Raw genomic sequence first — 14,515 nt, 5'->3', positions numbered from 1 at the left:
GATGCCACACCCGACACTCGCGGTGTCGGGCGGCAGTCTTCCCATGAACCTGCAGCGTCGATGATGTCCCGCGTCACAGCCTGCCCAGCAGCATCAGGATGAGTAACACGACCAATACCAAGCCCAGCAATCCGCTTGGACCATACCCCCAGCCGTTGCTGTAGCGCCAGGTCGGGATCACCCCGACCATCAGCAGCACGACAACGATCAGTAGAAGAAGTCCCAGTGACATGTCGTCTCTCCTCAATCAATCATCCGGCGGGTCATGGCGCAGTGCGCTCGCAACGATGGCCATCGAATGCAATCGAACCGATGTGTCCGTCGATACGCTCCCGTGCGCTTCCACGTCGACGCGCGCACGCGCCGTTCGCCGCCTGTCGCGTCGAAATGGGCGGTGCCGCATCTCGAATGCCGGAGGAGCCGGGGAGTCAGTCGTCCTGCTCCTTCATGCAGGACGCGTGCTCGATGCACCCGGTTCGGGACGTGCATCGACTCTTTCGCTATCAATGTAGGCGGACGCGCGCGTGGAGTCTGTCCGGCAACGTACCGGACGCGTGCGGATTATCGCGGACATCGGCGCAAATCATCGGCTTGCCGGTCCGAAGCGACGCCAGCCGCCACTGCACGGCATCGTACCGACTTCCGCTGTTCGCTCGTCCATTCTGGGTCGGCACGCGCGCATGCGCTGCCGATGCCGATACGCGTTCGGCGCCACAACGCGCCGACACATTGCCGATGTACTCGCCGCGATCCGGTTCTAGCGGCCGGATCCATGCGAAGCGGCATTCACCGGAGAAGCTCATGAACGACCTGACTCGGAAAGCCCGCGGCACGCCGCAACAGCATCGGAAATATGCGCAAGATACCGCGACCGATGACGGAATGCCCATTGCCCCCGAAAAGCCGAGGCTGACGAACCCGAACGCGCGCGAGCAACCGCGCACCGCGGAGCAAATGCGTTCCGACGCGAGCAGGCGTCCGGGAACGGCATGCCGATCGACTCGATAGCGCATGCAGCCCGCTTCAGTCACCACGCGCTCAGGGTCGTGCGATGCGGCGGCCAACGCCCGTCAACGGGCGGCAGGGTGCCCTCGTTGCGCTCCGGAGCGTGAAGATGGCGCGGTCGGCCCGCGCCTATGTCCGGGGCAATACCGTCAGATTCCACGCATGGCTCGAGAGCCTGGAGCGTCGCACGTTACCGGAAGAACCCCCGGTCCGGATTGGCGGCAACTGCCACGCAGGCAATCCGGGCCCCGTCGCGAACGCTCAGGGGCACGTCGACAGTCGGAGATCGCGGGCGCCGCCCGCGAGGTTCGTCACCTGCTTTTTCGCGAGAGGCTCGGTTCAGTGGTTCAGTGGAGATGTCCTCCGAACAGCCCGAGCAACCCGATGACGATGAGGTAGATCGCCACGATGTAATTCAACAGACGGGGCACCACCAGAATCAGAATGCCGGCGATCAGCGAAACCAGTGGGCCCGCGCTCGTGAGAATGTGCATACGCCCTCCGCAAGAATGAAAACAACCAATGGAGACCAAGCCGCCCCGCGTCCGCCGCTCGTTACAGCGACTTGAGCCGGGTGACCTTCGTGCCTTCCAGCGTCACGCCGGCCATCAATCCGTTGTTCGTCAGTACGAATGCTTCGATCGGCGCGGTCGCGGTGCTGGTGTCGACATTGCCGTTCGCGCCGACTTTCAGTACTGCCACCGACGCGTCGCCGCCCACCGACCAGCCTTCGCTGTTACGGAAGCGACCAAGTGCATCCTCGGTCATGAACAGGAAAATGATGGCTTTCGATTGAGCACCGATCTGCAGGCCGATCGAGCCGGTCGTGGTGCTGTAGTAACCGACCGTGCTGCCGGCAACGCGCAGCGAGCCTTCGCCGTACTGGCCGCCGACGAAGAAGCCGGCCGCGATGACCGACGGGAATACCAGCACGCCGCGCGCCTTGCCGACGAGTTCACGCGAGCCTTTGGCGGTCGTGTAAAGGCGTGCAAGGGTCGAGTCGACGCCTGCATCGATGGTGTGGCGTTTGTCGGTCTGGTGACCACTGGCGTCGGATGTACCGGTCGTCGTGCATCCCGAGACCGCGAGGCCGATAGCCAGGATCGATCCCGGCGTACCCCATAGAAATGTTCGTCGCTGCATGATTCACCCCAGGTTGTTCGTGGATACCCCTGACGCTACACACAGGCGAATGCGAATGCGGTACGAAAGCGTACCAAGCATGCAAAAACAGACAACCTTCTCAACCTGGCTTCGCGGCGATCGATGCAATCGCCGCCCGCATGCATACGCTGGCGCGCCGGCGGCAATCCGCGTACGGCATCGTACCGACTTCCATCGCGATTGCGCTCAGTGTGTCTTCGGGCGCCCCGGTTGTTCCGCGTAAAGCGCCCGATACGACGCTTCGATGGTTCCAGGTTTCGTACCGATCGAGCAGGCGCCCCATGTCAAGGAGCAGTGTAATGAACAGGGATCAGGTGAAAGGCCGCATCGCGGAAGCGAAAGGCAAACTGAAGGAAATGGTCGGCAGGATCATGGGAAATCGATCGACCAGAATGCAGGGCACGGTCGAGCAGGTCGTCGGAAAGACACAAGCGTCATTCGGTGACGCGAAGGAGCAATTCAGGAAGCGGCCGTAGGGGGTTCGCTCGAACGGTTCCGTAGCGCCGCGCGATCGGGCAACGTGATGCGGATTCACTGGATGTTGACCGCGCGTGCAGGCAACATCCGGCGATACCCGCTTCCCGACTGACCGTCACGATGCCGCAATGCGTCGGGGGTTGTCGCCATGCGCAGCGGCAAGCGGCTTGTGCTGCTCGTTTCCCACGCCGGGAAAGAACGCGTCCCACGCGTCCCGGACACCTTTCGCCGCGGTCGCATCTGCGGTCGCATCCACTGCATCGCCCGACTTGGCCGGATCGGAGCGCAAGCCTCGCCAGCGCGTAAAGGTAAGCATCGGCCTTTCCGTCCATTCGCCATCGCCAAACTTCGCAAACGCCGTGTTGCCGCTCACCAGTCGCACTTCATACCATCCGTCGCGAACGGGCGCGTATTGGTCCAGCGCAAACCATCGTGTAGATTGGGTTTTCATCATTGCCTCATGGATCCATGAATCGTTGTGCAGGACAAAATCCGGTCTCGCCTGGTCGACGCATGCGCGCTAGTCCGCACACCGATTCAGCCACAGACGGCCTGCCGCCGTCATGTTGATCGAACCGCCGGTGCGCGACTCGTATGCAAGCCCGTGAGCCAATAGTTCATCGGCTATGGCGCGTGGAATATCAGCCTGGGAATCCGGAATTCGATCAAGCGATTTGAGGGTCTCGACGACCTCGAGTGAAAGTGGGATGCACATGGCGGCCTCCTCGGTGTTGAGTTCATCGTGAACCGGAAGACGCGCGTCGGTCTGTACGGTATCGACTATTTGGAAGCAGATTCTTCCGCAACCGCACCGCAACCCGGTGATTGACCCGCATCGAAAATATGCTTCGGCATCCGATATTGTTATTGCGAAACCATGGCCGAGCGTGCACACTGAAGATACCTGCCGGTTTGTTGCCAAGGCATCGGCGCCCTTGAATCCTTCGGCGCCAACCGTTGCTCTGTCAGGAGCAAATCATGACCATCCCCACGCTCGAATATCGCGGACATGAACTCCGCGTCTATTCACAAATGCTTTTCCCGCCGTTCGGCGATCCCCACGCTCCCGGCCCGAAGCGTTTTGCTTCAATCGTGCGCATCGACACGATTCCGGCTACCTCCGCAACGGCACCGCGTTACTCGACCATTTTCGAGCATGGCGCTCCGCAAACGGCGGCGCTCGCACTCGACCTGGCGATGCAATTCGGCAAGGACATCGTGGACGGCAAGATCGCCCCTGCGGCGATCTGATTCGTCCGCCGCATCCGGCCCGACGCGAGCACACCTCACTCAGGAGCAATCCATGAAATATCACTCAGGCACCTCAATCGATCGGCGCGATGACGCGACCCGGCAAAAGCAGCGGGATGATCTGGCCCGTGCCGACGTCGAACGCGCCGAAAAGCGCATCCGCCAGGATGCCGGCATCAATTCCAATGCAAGCAAGTGGCGTTATTCGCACCCAGACAATCGGGCGAGATGAGCGGCGCTTGCGCCGCACACTGTGGCATGCCGGTCCCGCATGGTGGGTCACCGGCGTGCCGGGATCACGCATACCGGCGCAGGCGCATCGAGAAATCGGCAATCGCCTTGATACCGCTCTGCTCCGCGCAACGGCACCAATCCTGCAACTGAACCAGCAATTGCTCGTGCGACGCGTGCGACCACGTCCATAGCTCGAGCAACGCCTCGTACATATCGACGTACACGCGCATTCGCCGATTGGCATTGGGGCTCGTCAGCGCCCGCAGATCGGGCTTGCCTCGATGGCCCCAGGCCTGGCGCAGCCAGCGTTTCATGGCGAGCGCGAACGCGCGCTTGTCGTCGCGGCTCATGTCCTTCATGCGGCGCAGTTCCCGCCGGCAGGCGGGTTCGAGCATGCGCGCATAGGCGGCCATCACCGCATGGCGGTTGCGGATAACCGCTTGCAGCGTTGCATCGTCGACCACTGCCTTGTTCGGAAGCAGGCGCGGCTTCGTTGCGAGTCGCCGAACGGTCGCCAGTCTCAACGCCGCCAGCAGGCGGATGTACAGCCAGCCGATGTCGAACTCGAACCATCGGTTCGACAGCCTCGCGGACGTCACGTATGCGTGGTGATTGTTATGCAGTTCTTCCCCGCCGATCAGGATGCCCAGCGGGAAAATGTTGGTGCTCGCATCGAGCGTCGCAAAATTCCGATACCCGCTGAAGTGGCCGCAACCGTTGACTACGCCGCCGGCCCAGAACGGAATCCACATCATCTGGATCGCCCACGCCGCCACGCCGGGGAGCCCGAACAGCCCGACGTCGATCACGGCGAGCAGCCCGACGCCGAGATTCGGATAGCGGGCATAGACGTGGCGTTCGAGCCAGTCGTCGGGCGTACCCGATCCATACCGGCGCAGCGTCTCCTCGTTCCGCACTGCCTCCCGGTACAGTTCCGCGCCGCGAAGCAGCACGGTCGCGAGGCCACGGGTTCGCGGGCTATGCGGATCCTCCGGGGTCTCGCTTCTCGCGTGATGCTTGCGATGCACCGCGACCCACTGCAGGGTCAGCATGCCGGTCGTCAACCACAGCCAGAACCGGAAAAAGTGGCTGACGCACGGGCGCAGATCCAGCGCCCGATGCGCCTGACAGCGGTGCAGGTACACGGTCACGCTGATGATGGTGACATGCGTGAGCGCGAACACGACTCCCGCAAGCTGCCACCAGGACAGCCTCAGCTCGCCGTTCAGGAGAAATGCCGACATACCGGTCGCACTCCGGGTCACGCATGTATCCGCGCGCGCTTCGCCGCGACGGCGAGTGCGCGTGCCGATTCCCTGCCCGTCGGCCGGCCTATTTCCCGACCTGGTTGCCGACAACGCCGCCGACGGCCGCGCCGCCCACCGTGCCCAACGCACTGCCGCCCGTCAGGACCGCGCCGGCGACGCCACCGACACCCGCCCCGATCACGGTATCCGTTCCGCGGCGAGACATACCGCCGCAACCCGCCAGCACGACGATCGTCAACGTGACGATCGCCATCTCGACTGCCATGGAATGTAGCTTTCTCATGATCATCCCCTCGGGTTGCCGCCGCGCCGTCCGATCCGGCACGACGCACGGAAGCCCATGCGCTGACATCCCGATGAAATTCGGGACGTCGGTTCATGATGGGCGGTGAATCGCGCGCAGTCCGTCCGCTAACGTACCGGCCCGGATGCCGCCCCGTCGCCTCACAGAAGCACCGCTTGCGCCGCCCCCAGCGTCACGACCACGCTGTGACGCCGACCGTCGTCCACGAGTCGCACCATCGCTTCTCCGGCGGCGAGCCGCACGCCATCCACGACGAGGCGGGACACGCCGCCGCTGACGTCGTCCGGATTCTCGACGACGATGTCGTAGTGCGACGCCCCGTGGCGCAGCGTTGCCCTGAAGCCCGGCCAGGATCGCGGTATGCACGGTTGAATGGACAGCATGTCGCCATGCCTGCGCAGGCCGAGCAGGCCTTCGACGCCCGCACGATAAAGCCAGCCCGCCGAGCCGGTGTACCAGGTCCATCCGCCGCGGCCGACATGCGGCGCGACCGAATAGACGTCGGCCGCGACCACGTACGGCTCCACCCGATAACGATTCGCGCCGCTGCGCGTGCGGCTGCGATTGACCGGATTGAGCAGCGCGAACAGCTTCGCGGCGCGATCTCCGTCACCCATTTGCGCAAACGCAAGCACCGACCACGTGGCCGCATGCGTGTACTGGCCGCCGTTTTCCCGGATGCCCGGCGGATAGCCCTTGATATAGCCAGGATCGACCGGCGATCGATCGAACGGCGGCGCGAACAGCAATGCCAAGCCATCGTCGCGGCGGATCAGCCGCGCCTCCAGCGCGTCCATAGCCTGCGCGGCGCGCGCCGGGTCCGCCGCGCCCGACAGCACGCTCCACGACTGCGCGATCGCGTCGATCGCACATTCGGCGTTGCCGGCGGAGCCGAGCGGCGTACCGTCGTCGAAGTAGCCACGCCGATACCACTCGCCATCCCACCCCGCATCGGCAAGCGCATCGCGCAACGCGCCGGCGCGCGTCAGCCAGCGCGCCGCCAGTTCGCCCGCGCCGCGCGCCGTGGCGAGCGGGGCGAACGCCGTGAGCGTCGCATGCAGGAACCACCCGAGCCAGACGCTTTCGCCCCGCCCGGCCTCGCCAACCCGGTTCATGCCGTCGTTCCAGTCGCCCGTGCCGATCAGCGGCAGGCCATGCTCGCCGACCTGCGCGAGACTCGACTGCAGCCCGCGCACGCAATGGTCGAACAGCGACGCGCTCGTTTCCGAGACGCGCGGGATGAAGAACGCGTCGTGCTCGTCGGCGGCCAGCGGTCGCCCGTCGATGAACGGGATCGACGCATCGAGAATCGCGCGGTCGCCGCTGACGTCGACGTAGTGCGCAACCGCATGGGCGAGCCAGACGCGATCGTCGGAGATCCGCGTGCGTACGCCGCTGCCGCTTTCGGGCAGCCACCAGTGCTGCATGTCGCCCTCGGGAAACTGGCGCGCCGCCGCCCGCAACAGATGCTCGCGCGTCAGGGCCGGGCGGGCGACCGTGAGCGCCATGCCGTCCTGCAGCTGGTCGCGAAAACCGTACGCGCCGCTCGCCTGATAGAAGCCCGCACGCGCCCAGATCCGGCACGACAGCGTCTGGTACAGCAGCCAGCGATTCAGCATCAGATCCATCGCGCGATCGGGCGTTTCGACCTGAACGGCGCCGAGCGTCTCGTCCCAGAACGCCGTCACGGCGGCGAATATCGCGTCGAGATCCGCCTGACGGTAATGCGCGATCAACTGTCGCGCCGCTGCCGCATCGGCGCCTTCGCCGAGCAGCAAGACGATTTCGACGCTGCCGCCGGGTTCGAGATCGACCGTGGTCTGCAACGCGGCACACGGGTCGAGCCCGGCGCCGACGCGGCCCGACAACGGCGACGCGCCGGCCCTGCCCGGAAAACCGGCGGGATCGCTCAGGACGCCATTGCGGCCGATGAACTCGCGCCGGTCCGCGCTCCACGAGGTTTGCAGGCCGCATAAATCGGCGAACGCCACGCTGCCGCGATACACCTGACTCCAGTCGTTGCGGGCAAACATCGCGCCGGTCGGCGGATCGATCTCGCTCGCGGTGTGGGGCGCCGCGACGCTGCGCGGCGCCCCCAGCGCCCACTCCGCATAGGTGGCGACGGACAGCCGGCGGCGCCGACTCGACAGGTTGCGCAACGTCAGCCGGGAAATCTTGACAGGATCGGCCAGCGGCACGAACTGCAGCAACTCGACGGCGACGTCGGCGGCGGAATGCGCAAACCGGCTGTAGCCCTGGCCATGACTCGCCACGAAAGCGCTCGCGCTCGGCGCGTCGTCGCCGATCGAACCCGCCTGCGGCCCCCAGCGCACGCCCGTCTCGTCGTCGCGGATGTAGAACACTTCGCTCGGCGGATCGGTGACCGGGTCGTTCGACCACGGCGTCAGCGGATGCTCGCGGCTGTTCGTCACCCAGGTATAGCCGCCCCCCTCCGCCGATGTCAGGAAGCCGCACGACGGATTCGCGACGACGTTGACCCACGGCATCGGCGTGCATTGACCGGGCTGCAGGATCACGACGTATTCGCGGCCGCCGCGCGCGAAACCGCCGATGCCGTTGAAGTATTCGAGACCGGCGCCGGCCTGTGCGCCCTTCGGTGACGGATTCGCAGGCGGCAGCAACGGCGGGCTCGCGGCATCCGGGCGCGCGGGCAGCGGCGACGCCCCGAGGCGCCGCAATTGATCCACCAGCCGGCCGTTGCGCGCGGCAAGCACGGCCCGCGCAACCGCCGGAAACAGCGCGCGCGCCGCCACCGCCATCAGGTCCTCGCGCAGCACGAAAATACTGCCGCGTCCGGCTTCGCCCGGCGGCTGCCGGGGCCGCACCAGCCCCTCGAGCGCCGCCTGCAAATCCTGCACATACGACGCCGCGCGCTCGTTGATGATGACCAGATCGACCTCGAGCCGCTTCATCCGCCAGTACTCGTGCGCGCGAATCAACTGCCGCACCATGGCGACGTGCTCGATGTCGTCGATCCGGACCAGCAGTATCGGCAGATCCCCCGATACGCCATGCGTCCATAACGGCGACGCGCCCACGCCGCCCGCCGCCGATACCGCCGCCGCATGGCGCAGCAGCGCCGCGGAGCCCGGCCGCATCGACGCATCGCTGTAGAGCATGTATCCGGCCAGCTGCTGGAACAACGCGGCCTCGTCAAGGCTCACCGCGCTGTGCCGCAGCTGCACCTGCGCCTGGGTCCACGCGAGCATCGCCGCACGCGCGAACGATTCGCCGTCGCGATGCTTGTCGACCAGATCGAGCAACTGCGTGCGCGAATCCGCGACGATGGTCCAGTAGACGATGCTCGCCTTCGCGCCCGGCTCGATGCGCAGTTGCCGCCGCAACGTGAACGCCGCGTCCAGCACCGCGCCTTCGGAAGCGCTCAGCGCACGCCGTTCGGTCAGCGCAAGCGGCAAGCGAACGCTGCGTCCGCGTCCGATGACACGCAATCGATCGGTATCGAATTCTTCCGCGCCGACGGTTTCGCCGACAGTCACCGCCAGATGAGCGGCCCAAACCTCCGCCTCGTTCGGCGCGCGCTTGCGGCGCGTCGCCAGGATGGCGCCGGATGCCGGCATGTACTCGGTCTCGATGAACAGCTTCGAGAATGCAGGATGCGCGTGATCGGCGGCGGCCGGCGCGAGCACGATTTCCGCGTACGACGTGAATTCGATCACGCGCGGCCGGGTGCCCGTGTTGGCTACCGACACTCGACGCACCTCTGCGTCGTCCTCGGCGGATACCACCACCTCGAGCGACGTCGTCAAGGTGCCGTCGCGACGCACGAACTCGGCGCGATCCTCGGTGAACGTCACGTCGTAGCTGTCCGGTACCACGCCAGTGGGCTGCCATGTGGCCGACCAGACGTCACCGCTCTCGGCGTCTCGCAGATACAGATAGCTGCCCCAATCGTCGCGCGTCGCGTCCTCCCGCCAGCGCGTAACGGCCAGATCGTCGCGACGGCTGTAGCCGGACCCCGCGGCCGTGAGCATCACGGCATAGCGGCCGTTGGACAGCAGATGCGTGACGGGGGCGGGATCGTTCGCGGACAGCAGGCGCCGCGCCACGCCGGCATCGATCCCATGCATCCTGCCGGCGGGGCGCGTGTCGACCCGCGGCCGCCCTGCCGCGACCCGGCCCGGCACCCGCTCCTGCAACAGCAGCTCGGTGGCTCGAACGGCCGGTTCCGCATGGAAGAAGGTGCGAATGCGCCCGCCCAGCAACGCATTGGCGATCGCCACGATCGACATGCCCTGGTGATGCGCCATGAACGCCTGCACGATGGCAACCGGCACACCTTCCGGCACGCGTGCGGGCGTATAGTCGAGCGCTTCGTAGAAGCCGAAGCGCCCGCACGCGCCGGCCGTGCGCAGCCGTTCGAAGTTGCACGCGGCGGCATGCGGCGCGACCATCGCCGCCAGCGCGGTCGCATAGGGCGCGACCACCAGATTCTGGTCGAGATCGCGCTTGAGCCCCAGCTCCGGCACGCCGAAGCTCGAATACTGATAGGTCAGCTCGATGTCGCGCGTGTTGTACGCCGACTCGGACATGCCCCACGGCAGCCGCAGCCCGTCGCCGTAGGCGATCTGCCGACGCACCACCAGATGGTTGGTCCGCGCGAGCAGGCTGCTGTCCGGCGCGCGCATCACGAGCGACGGCATCAGGTATTCGAACATCGATCCCGACCACGAGACCAGCGCGGCGCCGTGCCCGATCGGCGTCGCCAGGCGGCCGAGCCGGAACCAGTGGCGCGCCGGGACATCCCCTTTCGCGATCGCGACGAAGCTCGCCAGGCGAGCCTCCGACGCCAGCAGGTCGTAGTTGCCGGGATCGCGCTGGCCGTCGGCCACGGCATAGCCGATCGAAAGCAGGTTCCGCACCGGGTCGAGCAGAAAGCCGAACTCCATCGCATAGGCCATCTGCAACGCGGAATCGGCCAGCACCTGAAGACGCTTGTTCAGCACGTCCGCTTCGTCCGGCGTGCGCGTCGCGTCACGACAATGCCCTTGCACCCCATGCTCCAGCGCCTGCGCCCAGAACAGCACGTCGTCGACGTCGCCGCCCCGCACCCGGCCGACCTCGTCCATCAGCGCGCGCGCGACGTCGGCGACTGTCGCAGCGAGGATCGTGATCGCGTTCCATTCCGTCGCGGCGCGGCCATCCGTCGCGGCGAGCGTGTCCTCCAGTTCGGTCGCGGCCCGCTCGAATTCACCGTGCAAGGCCGTCCGGACGTCGCCATTTCGGCACACGGCCTTGCGCAACAGCGCCAGCGTATCGCCGATCCCTTCATGCGCGGCCTGCCGTCCCACGCCAGCGGGCTGATTCGCCCACGCCCGGCAACCGTTGCCGAGCGCGATCAGGTGCCCGGCGAGATTGCCGCTGTCGACCGACGATACATACCGCGGCTCGAGAGGCCGCAGGTCGCGCGTGTCGTACCAGTTGTAGAAATGGCCCCGATAGCGCGACATCAGCCGCATCGTCGCGAGCGTCGCCTCCAGCCGCGACACCGCGTCCTGCGTGCCGAGCCAGCCGAACTCGCGGGCGCTGACGACGGACAACAGGTACAGCCCGATATTGGTGGGCGAAGTCCGGCGCGCACAAACGGGCTTCGGGTCCTCCTGGAAATTGTCCGGCGGCAGCATCTGATCGTCCGCCGTCACGAACGTCTCGAAATAACGCCAGGTCCGGCGCGCGTCGAGCCGCAGTTGACGCGCATCGTGCGGGGTCACCGCCAGTTCGCCCGCCGGCCGTGGTGCACGGCTCAGCCAATACGCGATCGCCGGCGCGGCGAGCCAGACGAGTGCGAACGGCACGGCCAGCCAGCCCGTATGACGATCGAAGCGCCAGCCCGCCGTCAGGCTGGCAGCCGCAGCAAGCAGCGCGAGCGTCACGCCGCCGCGCATTTGCAGATAGGTGGACGCGAGGGTCCGCCGGTCGCGCGCGCCCGCTGCGGCCGCTGTCGTCCATTCGAGCAGGTGGCGACGGCTGATCCCCAAGCGAAACAGCGTACGCGCGATCGCGTCGCCCATCGACCACGCCTGCTGCGGCAGCATGACGATCGACAGGCCGAACCGCGTCAACGCGAAGCGCAGCTCCATCGACCACGCATGGAGCACGCTGCGCGTCGTCATCCTGACATGCGTGCGCCGCCAGCGCGGCACCAGTCCGCTCAATACGGGCAACAGGAACGGCAGCGCGATCATCACCAGCACGAAGGCGCTCCAGCCCAGCGATACGGGGAGCGGCTGCATCCATCCGGCCAGTAGCGCGATCAGCATGGCGGGCGCCGTGAGCGTGCGGCGCAGGTTGTCCAGCATCTTCCAGCGGCCGACCGCCGTCAGCCGTTCATGGCCGGAAATCAACCAAGGCAGGAGCTGCCAGTCCCCGCGCGCCCACCGGTGCAGGCGTCCCGCCGCGACGTCGTAGCGGGACGGCGACGCTTCGACGACCTCGACATCCGACGCCAGCCCGGCCCGCGCGAAAATGCCTTCGAACAGATCGTGACTGAGCACCGTGTTCTCCGGCACGCGGCCGGCGAGCACCGCCTCGAACGCGTCGACGTCGTAGATGCCCTTGCCCGCATAGGAGCCTTCGTCGAACAGATCCTGGTAGACATCCGATACGGCCGACACGTAGGGATCGATGCCGTGCGCGCTCGACGACACGCGCTGGAACAGCGACCCCTCGTCACCGCTTGCGAGGGACGACGTGACGCGCGGCTGAAGCACGCCGTAGCCTTCGACGATGCGCCGGCTCGCCGAATCGAATACCGGCCGGTTGAGCGGGTGCGCCATCTTGCCGATCAGGCGGCGCACGGTATCGCGCAGCAACCGCGTATCGGCATCGAGCGTGATCACGTAGCGCACGTCAGGCGGCACGCGCGGCGGCCTGCCTGCCAGCGAGATGAATGTCGTGTCCGACGCCCCGCGCAGCAACCGGTTCAGCTCGTGCAGCTTGCCGCGCTTGCGCTCCCAGCCCATCCAGCACCGTTCGCCGTCGTTCCACACGCGCTTGCGGTGCAGCAGCAGAAAGCGCTCGCCCTCGCCCGGCGCCGCCGGATAAAGGCGATTCAACCGGTCGATACCCGCCACCGCGGATGCCAGCAGCCCGTCGTCGCTGTCTGCGTGCGGGGTGGGCGCGTCCACCCAGTCGGAGAGCAAGGCGAAGTAAAGCGCGCCGTCAGGGCTCGCCAGGTGATGAATTTCCAGTTGCTCGATCTGCTCGCCGAGCGCCGCTTCCGTCGTCAGCAGCACCGGCACGGCGACCATCGTGCGCAGGCCCGGCGGAATGCCGTCGAGCAAGGCGAGGCCGGGCAGGATCTTCGCACCGACATCGCGCATCACGCTGCGATTGACGAGCGCGACCGCGGTATCCAGCGCGGGTAGCAGGCCGGCGACGCCGAGCCAGATCAACCAGTGACCGGGTGGCTCGATGCGAGTGAGCCACGCCAGCATGGCCGTGAGCAGCAGTGCCGCAATCAGCCCGATACGGCCGAGATAGCCGCCGAGACCGGCGTGGCGCGTCAGGCGCCGTAACCACAACGCAACGGGCGGCCGATAGCCGATCTCCGCCTCGAACGCGGTGCGGCCGTCCGCCAGCAGGTAGTAACCGGGGTCCGTCTCGCGGGCCGGCACCGCGCCGGCGGCCGGCACGCGGCTCGCCCCTTGCGCCGCTGCATCGGCGACGACGCGGCGGGCAATCTCGAGTTCGCTGACGGGCGCGCCGCGGGCAAGCGCTTCCACCGCGTCGCGATACAGGTTGCGCGTGGGGAAATCCATCTCCGCGAAGCCCGGATGGCTGCGCAGCACCTGATCGACCAGGCTGATGCGCTCGAACAGATCGGTCCAGTCCACTTCCGAAATCAGCCGCATGCTGGTGATCACGTTGCGCACGGTCAGGCTGGCGGCGCCCTGCTGATGGTTGACGGAGGCGACGATCTGGTCCGGCGTCGCGCCGCGCGCCGCCAGGTGCCGATGCAGCCACGCCAGCGCCGGCGCGACGGCCGGATCGGGATCATGCAGCCGCTGAATCAGTTGCACCGCGAACGCATCGTGCAATACGGCCTGCTCATAACGGGCGACGAGCGGCTCCGTTTCCACCCGTGCCTGCCCGCGTTCGCCGAGCAGGCGATCCGCGAGCGCGTCGGCGTCGAGTCGCGCGTGCCGATCGTCGATGATCTGGTCCGCGAGCCGCCGCAGGTTTTCGATCAAGACGATCCGCAGCGTGATCGCCACTGCCCACAGTTCGCCGATCGTCAGCGGTTCCACCGCCTGATAGGCGAGCATGAAGCGGCACAGCATATCGGGATCGAAACGGCTGTCCGTATGGGCGACGAATGACCAGTTGATCTCGAATACGCGCGGATACCCGGCAAACGGCCCATTGCCGAGCTTGGGCAGTTGCCGGTAATAGCGCGGGGAAAGATCGTCGCGGATCTGCCGCACCTGCTCCGCGACGAGATAGTAGTTGTCGAGCAGCCACTCCGCTGCCGGCGTGATTTCCTCGCCGCGCGCATCTGCGGCCACCGTATTCCGGTACGCCTTCAGCAGATGATCCGCGTTGTCCTTCAGCCGCGTCGCCAGAGACGGGCCAGAGGGCGCCCCGGGAAGTACCTTCTGCGCACGCGCCAGACTGCCCGCATGCTGCGCAAGCCGTTCATCGCCGAAGAACTCCTCGCGAATCGGCCGTGCATTGCTCCATGGCGATGTCCGGCGTCGCGAAACACGCGCAACGTGAATCTTCAACGCACCTTCTCCCAATGACCGCACCACCCGTCCGGCGTCATACGCTG

The 14,515-nt window shown here is 66.5% G+C and carries 13 protein-coding genes; 5 read left to right on the top strand and 8 right to left on the bottom strand.

The window, feature by feature from the left end:
* Positions 1-73: 73 nt before the first annotated feature.
* Positions 74-232, bottom strand: coding sequence for a DUF3309 family protein (locus LGN19_RS35635; protein WP_089448652.1), 159 nt, complete (start codon positions 230-232; stop codon positions 74-76).
* 569 nt (positions 233-801) lie between these two features.
* Between LGN19_RS35635 and LGN19_RS35630 the strand changes: the two genes are divergently transcribed.
* Positions 802-1,008 carry a hypothetical protein gene (locus LGN19_RS35630; RefSeq protein WP_089448653.1) on the top strand — a complete coding sequence of 69 codons (207 nt, stop codon included), beginning with the start codon at positions 802-804 and terminating at the stop codon, positions 1,006-1,008.
* Between the two features lie 43 nt (positions 1,009-1,051).
* Positions 1,052-1,393 (top strand): DUF2252 family protein, encoded by a 342-nt coding sequence (locus tag LGN19_RS35625; protein ID WP_089448654.1) that lies wholly within the window; start codon positions 1,052-1,054, stop codon positions 1,391-1,393.
* Here LGN19_RS35625 and LGN19_RS35620 read toward each other — a convergent pair.
* Positions 1,353-1,499, bottom strand: a complete 147-nt coding sequence (locus tag LGN19_RS35620) for a DUF3096 domain-containing protein (RefSeq protein ID WP_006413561.1) — start codon at positions 1,497-1,499, stop codon at positions 1,353-1,355. The two genes, LGN19_RS35625 and LGN19_RS35620, sit on opposite strands and share 41 nt — an antisense overlap.
* Before the next feature lie 61 nt (positions 1,500-1,560).
* Positions 1,561-2,148: a YSC84-related protein gene (locus LGN19_RS35615; RefSeq protein WP_089448655.1), complete on the bottom strand. Its 588-nt coding sequence runs from the start codon at positions 2,146-2,148 to the stop codon at positions 1,561-1,563.
* A gap of 320 nt (positions 2,149-2,468) precedes the next feature.
* Between LGN19_RS35615 and LGN19_RS35610 the strand changes: the two genes are divergently transcribed.
* A complete protein-coding gene (locus LGN19_RS35610; protein WP_175223245.1) occupies positions 2,469-2,645 on the top strand; it encodes a CsbD family protein in 177 nt (58 codons plus the stop codon).
* A gap of 116 nt (positions 2,646-2,761) precedes the next feature.
* Here the strand turns inward: LGN19_RS35610 and LGN19_RS35605 are convergent, their stop codons facing one another.
* Together LGN19_RS35605 and LGN19_RS35600 are read right to left on the bottom strand one after the other, a co-directional pair.
* The gene (locus LGN19_RS35605) at positions 2,762-3,097 is read right to left on the bottom strand and encodes a hypothetical protein (RefSeq protein WP_175223256.1); all 336 of its coding nucleotides are present in this window, start codon (positions 3,095-3,097) and stop codon (positions 2,762-2,764) included.
* 69 nt (positions 3,098-3,166) lie between these two features.
* Positions 3,167-3,361 (bottom strand): hypothetical protein, encoded by a 195-nt coding sequence (locus LGN19_RS35600; protein WP_098553546.1) that lies wholly within the window; start codon positions 3,359-3,361, stop codon positions 3,167-3,169.
* A 263-nt stretch (positions 3,362-3,624) separates the two neighbouring features.
* Here LGN19_RS35600 and LGN19_RS35595 point away from each other — a divergent pair, with 263 nt between their 5' ends.
* Both LGN19_RS35595 and LGN19_RS35590 read left to right on the top strand, forming a co-directional pair.
* Positions 3,625-3,897, top strand: coding sequence for a hypothetical protein (locus LGN19_RS35595; RefSeq protein ID WP_098553545.1), 273 nt, complete (start codon positions 3,625-3,627; stop codon positions 3,895-3,897).
* A gap of 52 nt (positions 3,898-3,949) precedes the next feature.
* Positions 3,950-4,129 (top strand): hypothetical protein, encoded by a 180-nt coding sequence (locus LGN19_RS35590; protein WP_080001072.1) that lies wholly within the window; start codon positions 3,950-3,952, stop codon positions 4,127-4,129.
* A 64-nt stretch (positions 4,130-4,193) separates the two neighbouring features.
* On the opposite strand, the gene LGN19_RS35585 is transcribed toward LGN19_RS35590, so the two are convergent.
* The 3 genes from LGN19_RS35585 to LGN19_RS35575 form a co-directional block, all read right to left on the bottom strand.
* A complete protein-coding gene (locus tag LGN19_RS35585; protein WP_089448657.1) occupies positions 4,194-5,375 on the bottom strand; it encodes a fatty acid desaturase in 1,182 nt (393 codons plus the stop codon).
* Between the two features lie 88 nt (positions 5,376-5,463).
* Positions 5,464-5,682 carry a glycine zipper 2TM domain-containing protein gene (locus LGN19_RS35580; RefSeq protein ID WP_050780501.1) on the bottom strand — a complete coding sequence of 73 codons (219 nt, stop codon included), beginning with the start codon at positions 5,680-5,682 and terminating at the stop codon, positions 5,464-5,466.
* Between the two features lie 161 nt (positions 5,683-5,843).
* The gene (locus LGN19_RS35575; protein WP_226219820.1) at positions 5,844-14,468 is read right to left on the bottom strand and encodes a GH36-type glycosyl hydrolase domain-containing protein; all 8,625 of its coding nucleotides are present in this window, start codon (positions 14,466-14,468) and stop codon (positions 5,844-5,846) included.
* Positions 14,469-14,515: the final 47 nt, after the last annotated feature.

This window comes from Burkholderia sp. AU30198, assembly GCF_020419825.1.
Taxonomy (GTDB): domain Bacteria; phylum Pseudomonadota; class Gammaproteobacteria; order Burkholderiales; family Burkholderiaceae; genus Burkholderia.
Note: the sequence above shows the minus strand (reverse complement) of the source record. Positions and strands in the feature narration are given on the sequence as shown.

Bases quoted from the DNA above. Each gene is read 5' to 3' on its own strand.
- LGN19_RS35615 (WP_089448655.1), bottom strand. From the start codon at position 2,148: ATGCAGCGACGAACATTTCTATGGGGTACGCCGGGATCGATCCTGGCT.
- LGN19_RS35590 (WP_080001072.1), top strand. From the start codon at position 3,950: ATGAAATATCACTCAGGCACCTCAATCGATCGGCGCGATGACGCGACC.
- LGN19_RS35585 (WP_089448657.1), bottom strand. From the start codon at position 5,375: ATGTCGGCATTTCTCCTGAACGGCGAGCTGAGGCTGTCCTGGTGGCAG.
- LGN19_RS35610 (WP_175223245.1), top strand. From the start codon at position 2,469: ATGAACAGGGATCAGGTGAAAGGCCGCATCGCGGAAGCGAAAGGCAAA.
- LGN19_RS35600 (WP_098553546.1), bottom strand. From the start codon at position 3,361: ATGTGCATCCCACTTTCACTCGAGGTCGTCGAGACCCTCAAATCGCTT.
- LGN19_RS35605 (WP_175223256.1), bottom strand. From the start codon at position 3,097: ATGAAAACCCAATCTACACGATGGTTTGCGCTGGACCAATACGCGCCC.
- LGN19_RS35630 (WP_089448653.1), top strand. From the start codon at position 802: ATGAACGACCTGACTCGGAAAGCCCGCGGCACGCCGCAACAGCATCGG.
- LGN19_RS35635 (WP_089448652.1), bottom strand. From the start codon at position 232: ATGTCACTGGGACTTCTTCTACTGATCGTTGTCGTGCTGCTGATGGTC.
- LGN19_RS35620 (WP_006413561.1), bottom strand. From the start codon at position 1,499: ATGCACATTCTCACGAGCGCGGGCCCACTGGTTTCGCTGATCGCCGGC.
- LGN19_RS35625 (WP_089448654.1), top strand. From the start codon at position 1,052: ATGCGGCGGCCAACGCCCGTCAACGGGCGGCAGGGTGCCCTCGTTGCG.
- LGN19_RS35595 (WP_098553545.1), top strand. From the start codon at position 3,625: ATGACCATCCCCACGCTCGAATATCGCGGACATGAACTCCGCGTCTAT.
- LGN19_RS35580 (WP_050780501.1), bottom strand. From the start codon at position 5,682: ATGAGAAAGCTACATTCCATGGCAGTCGAGATGGCGATCGTCACGTTG.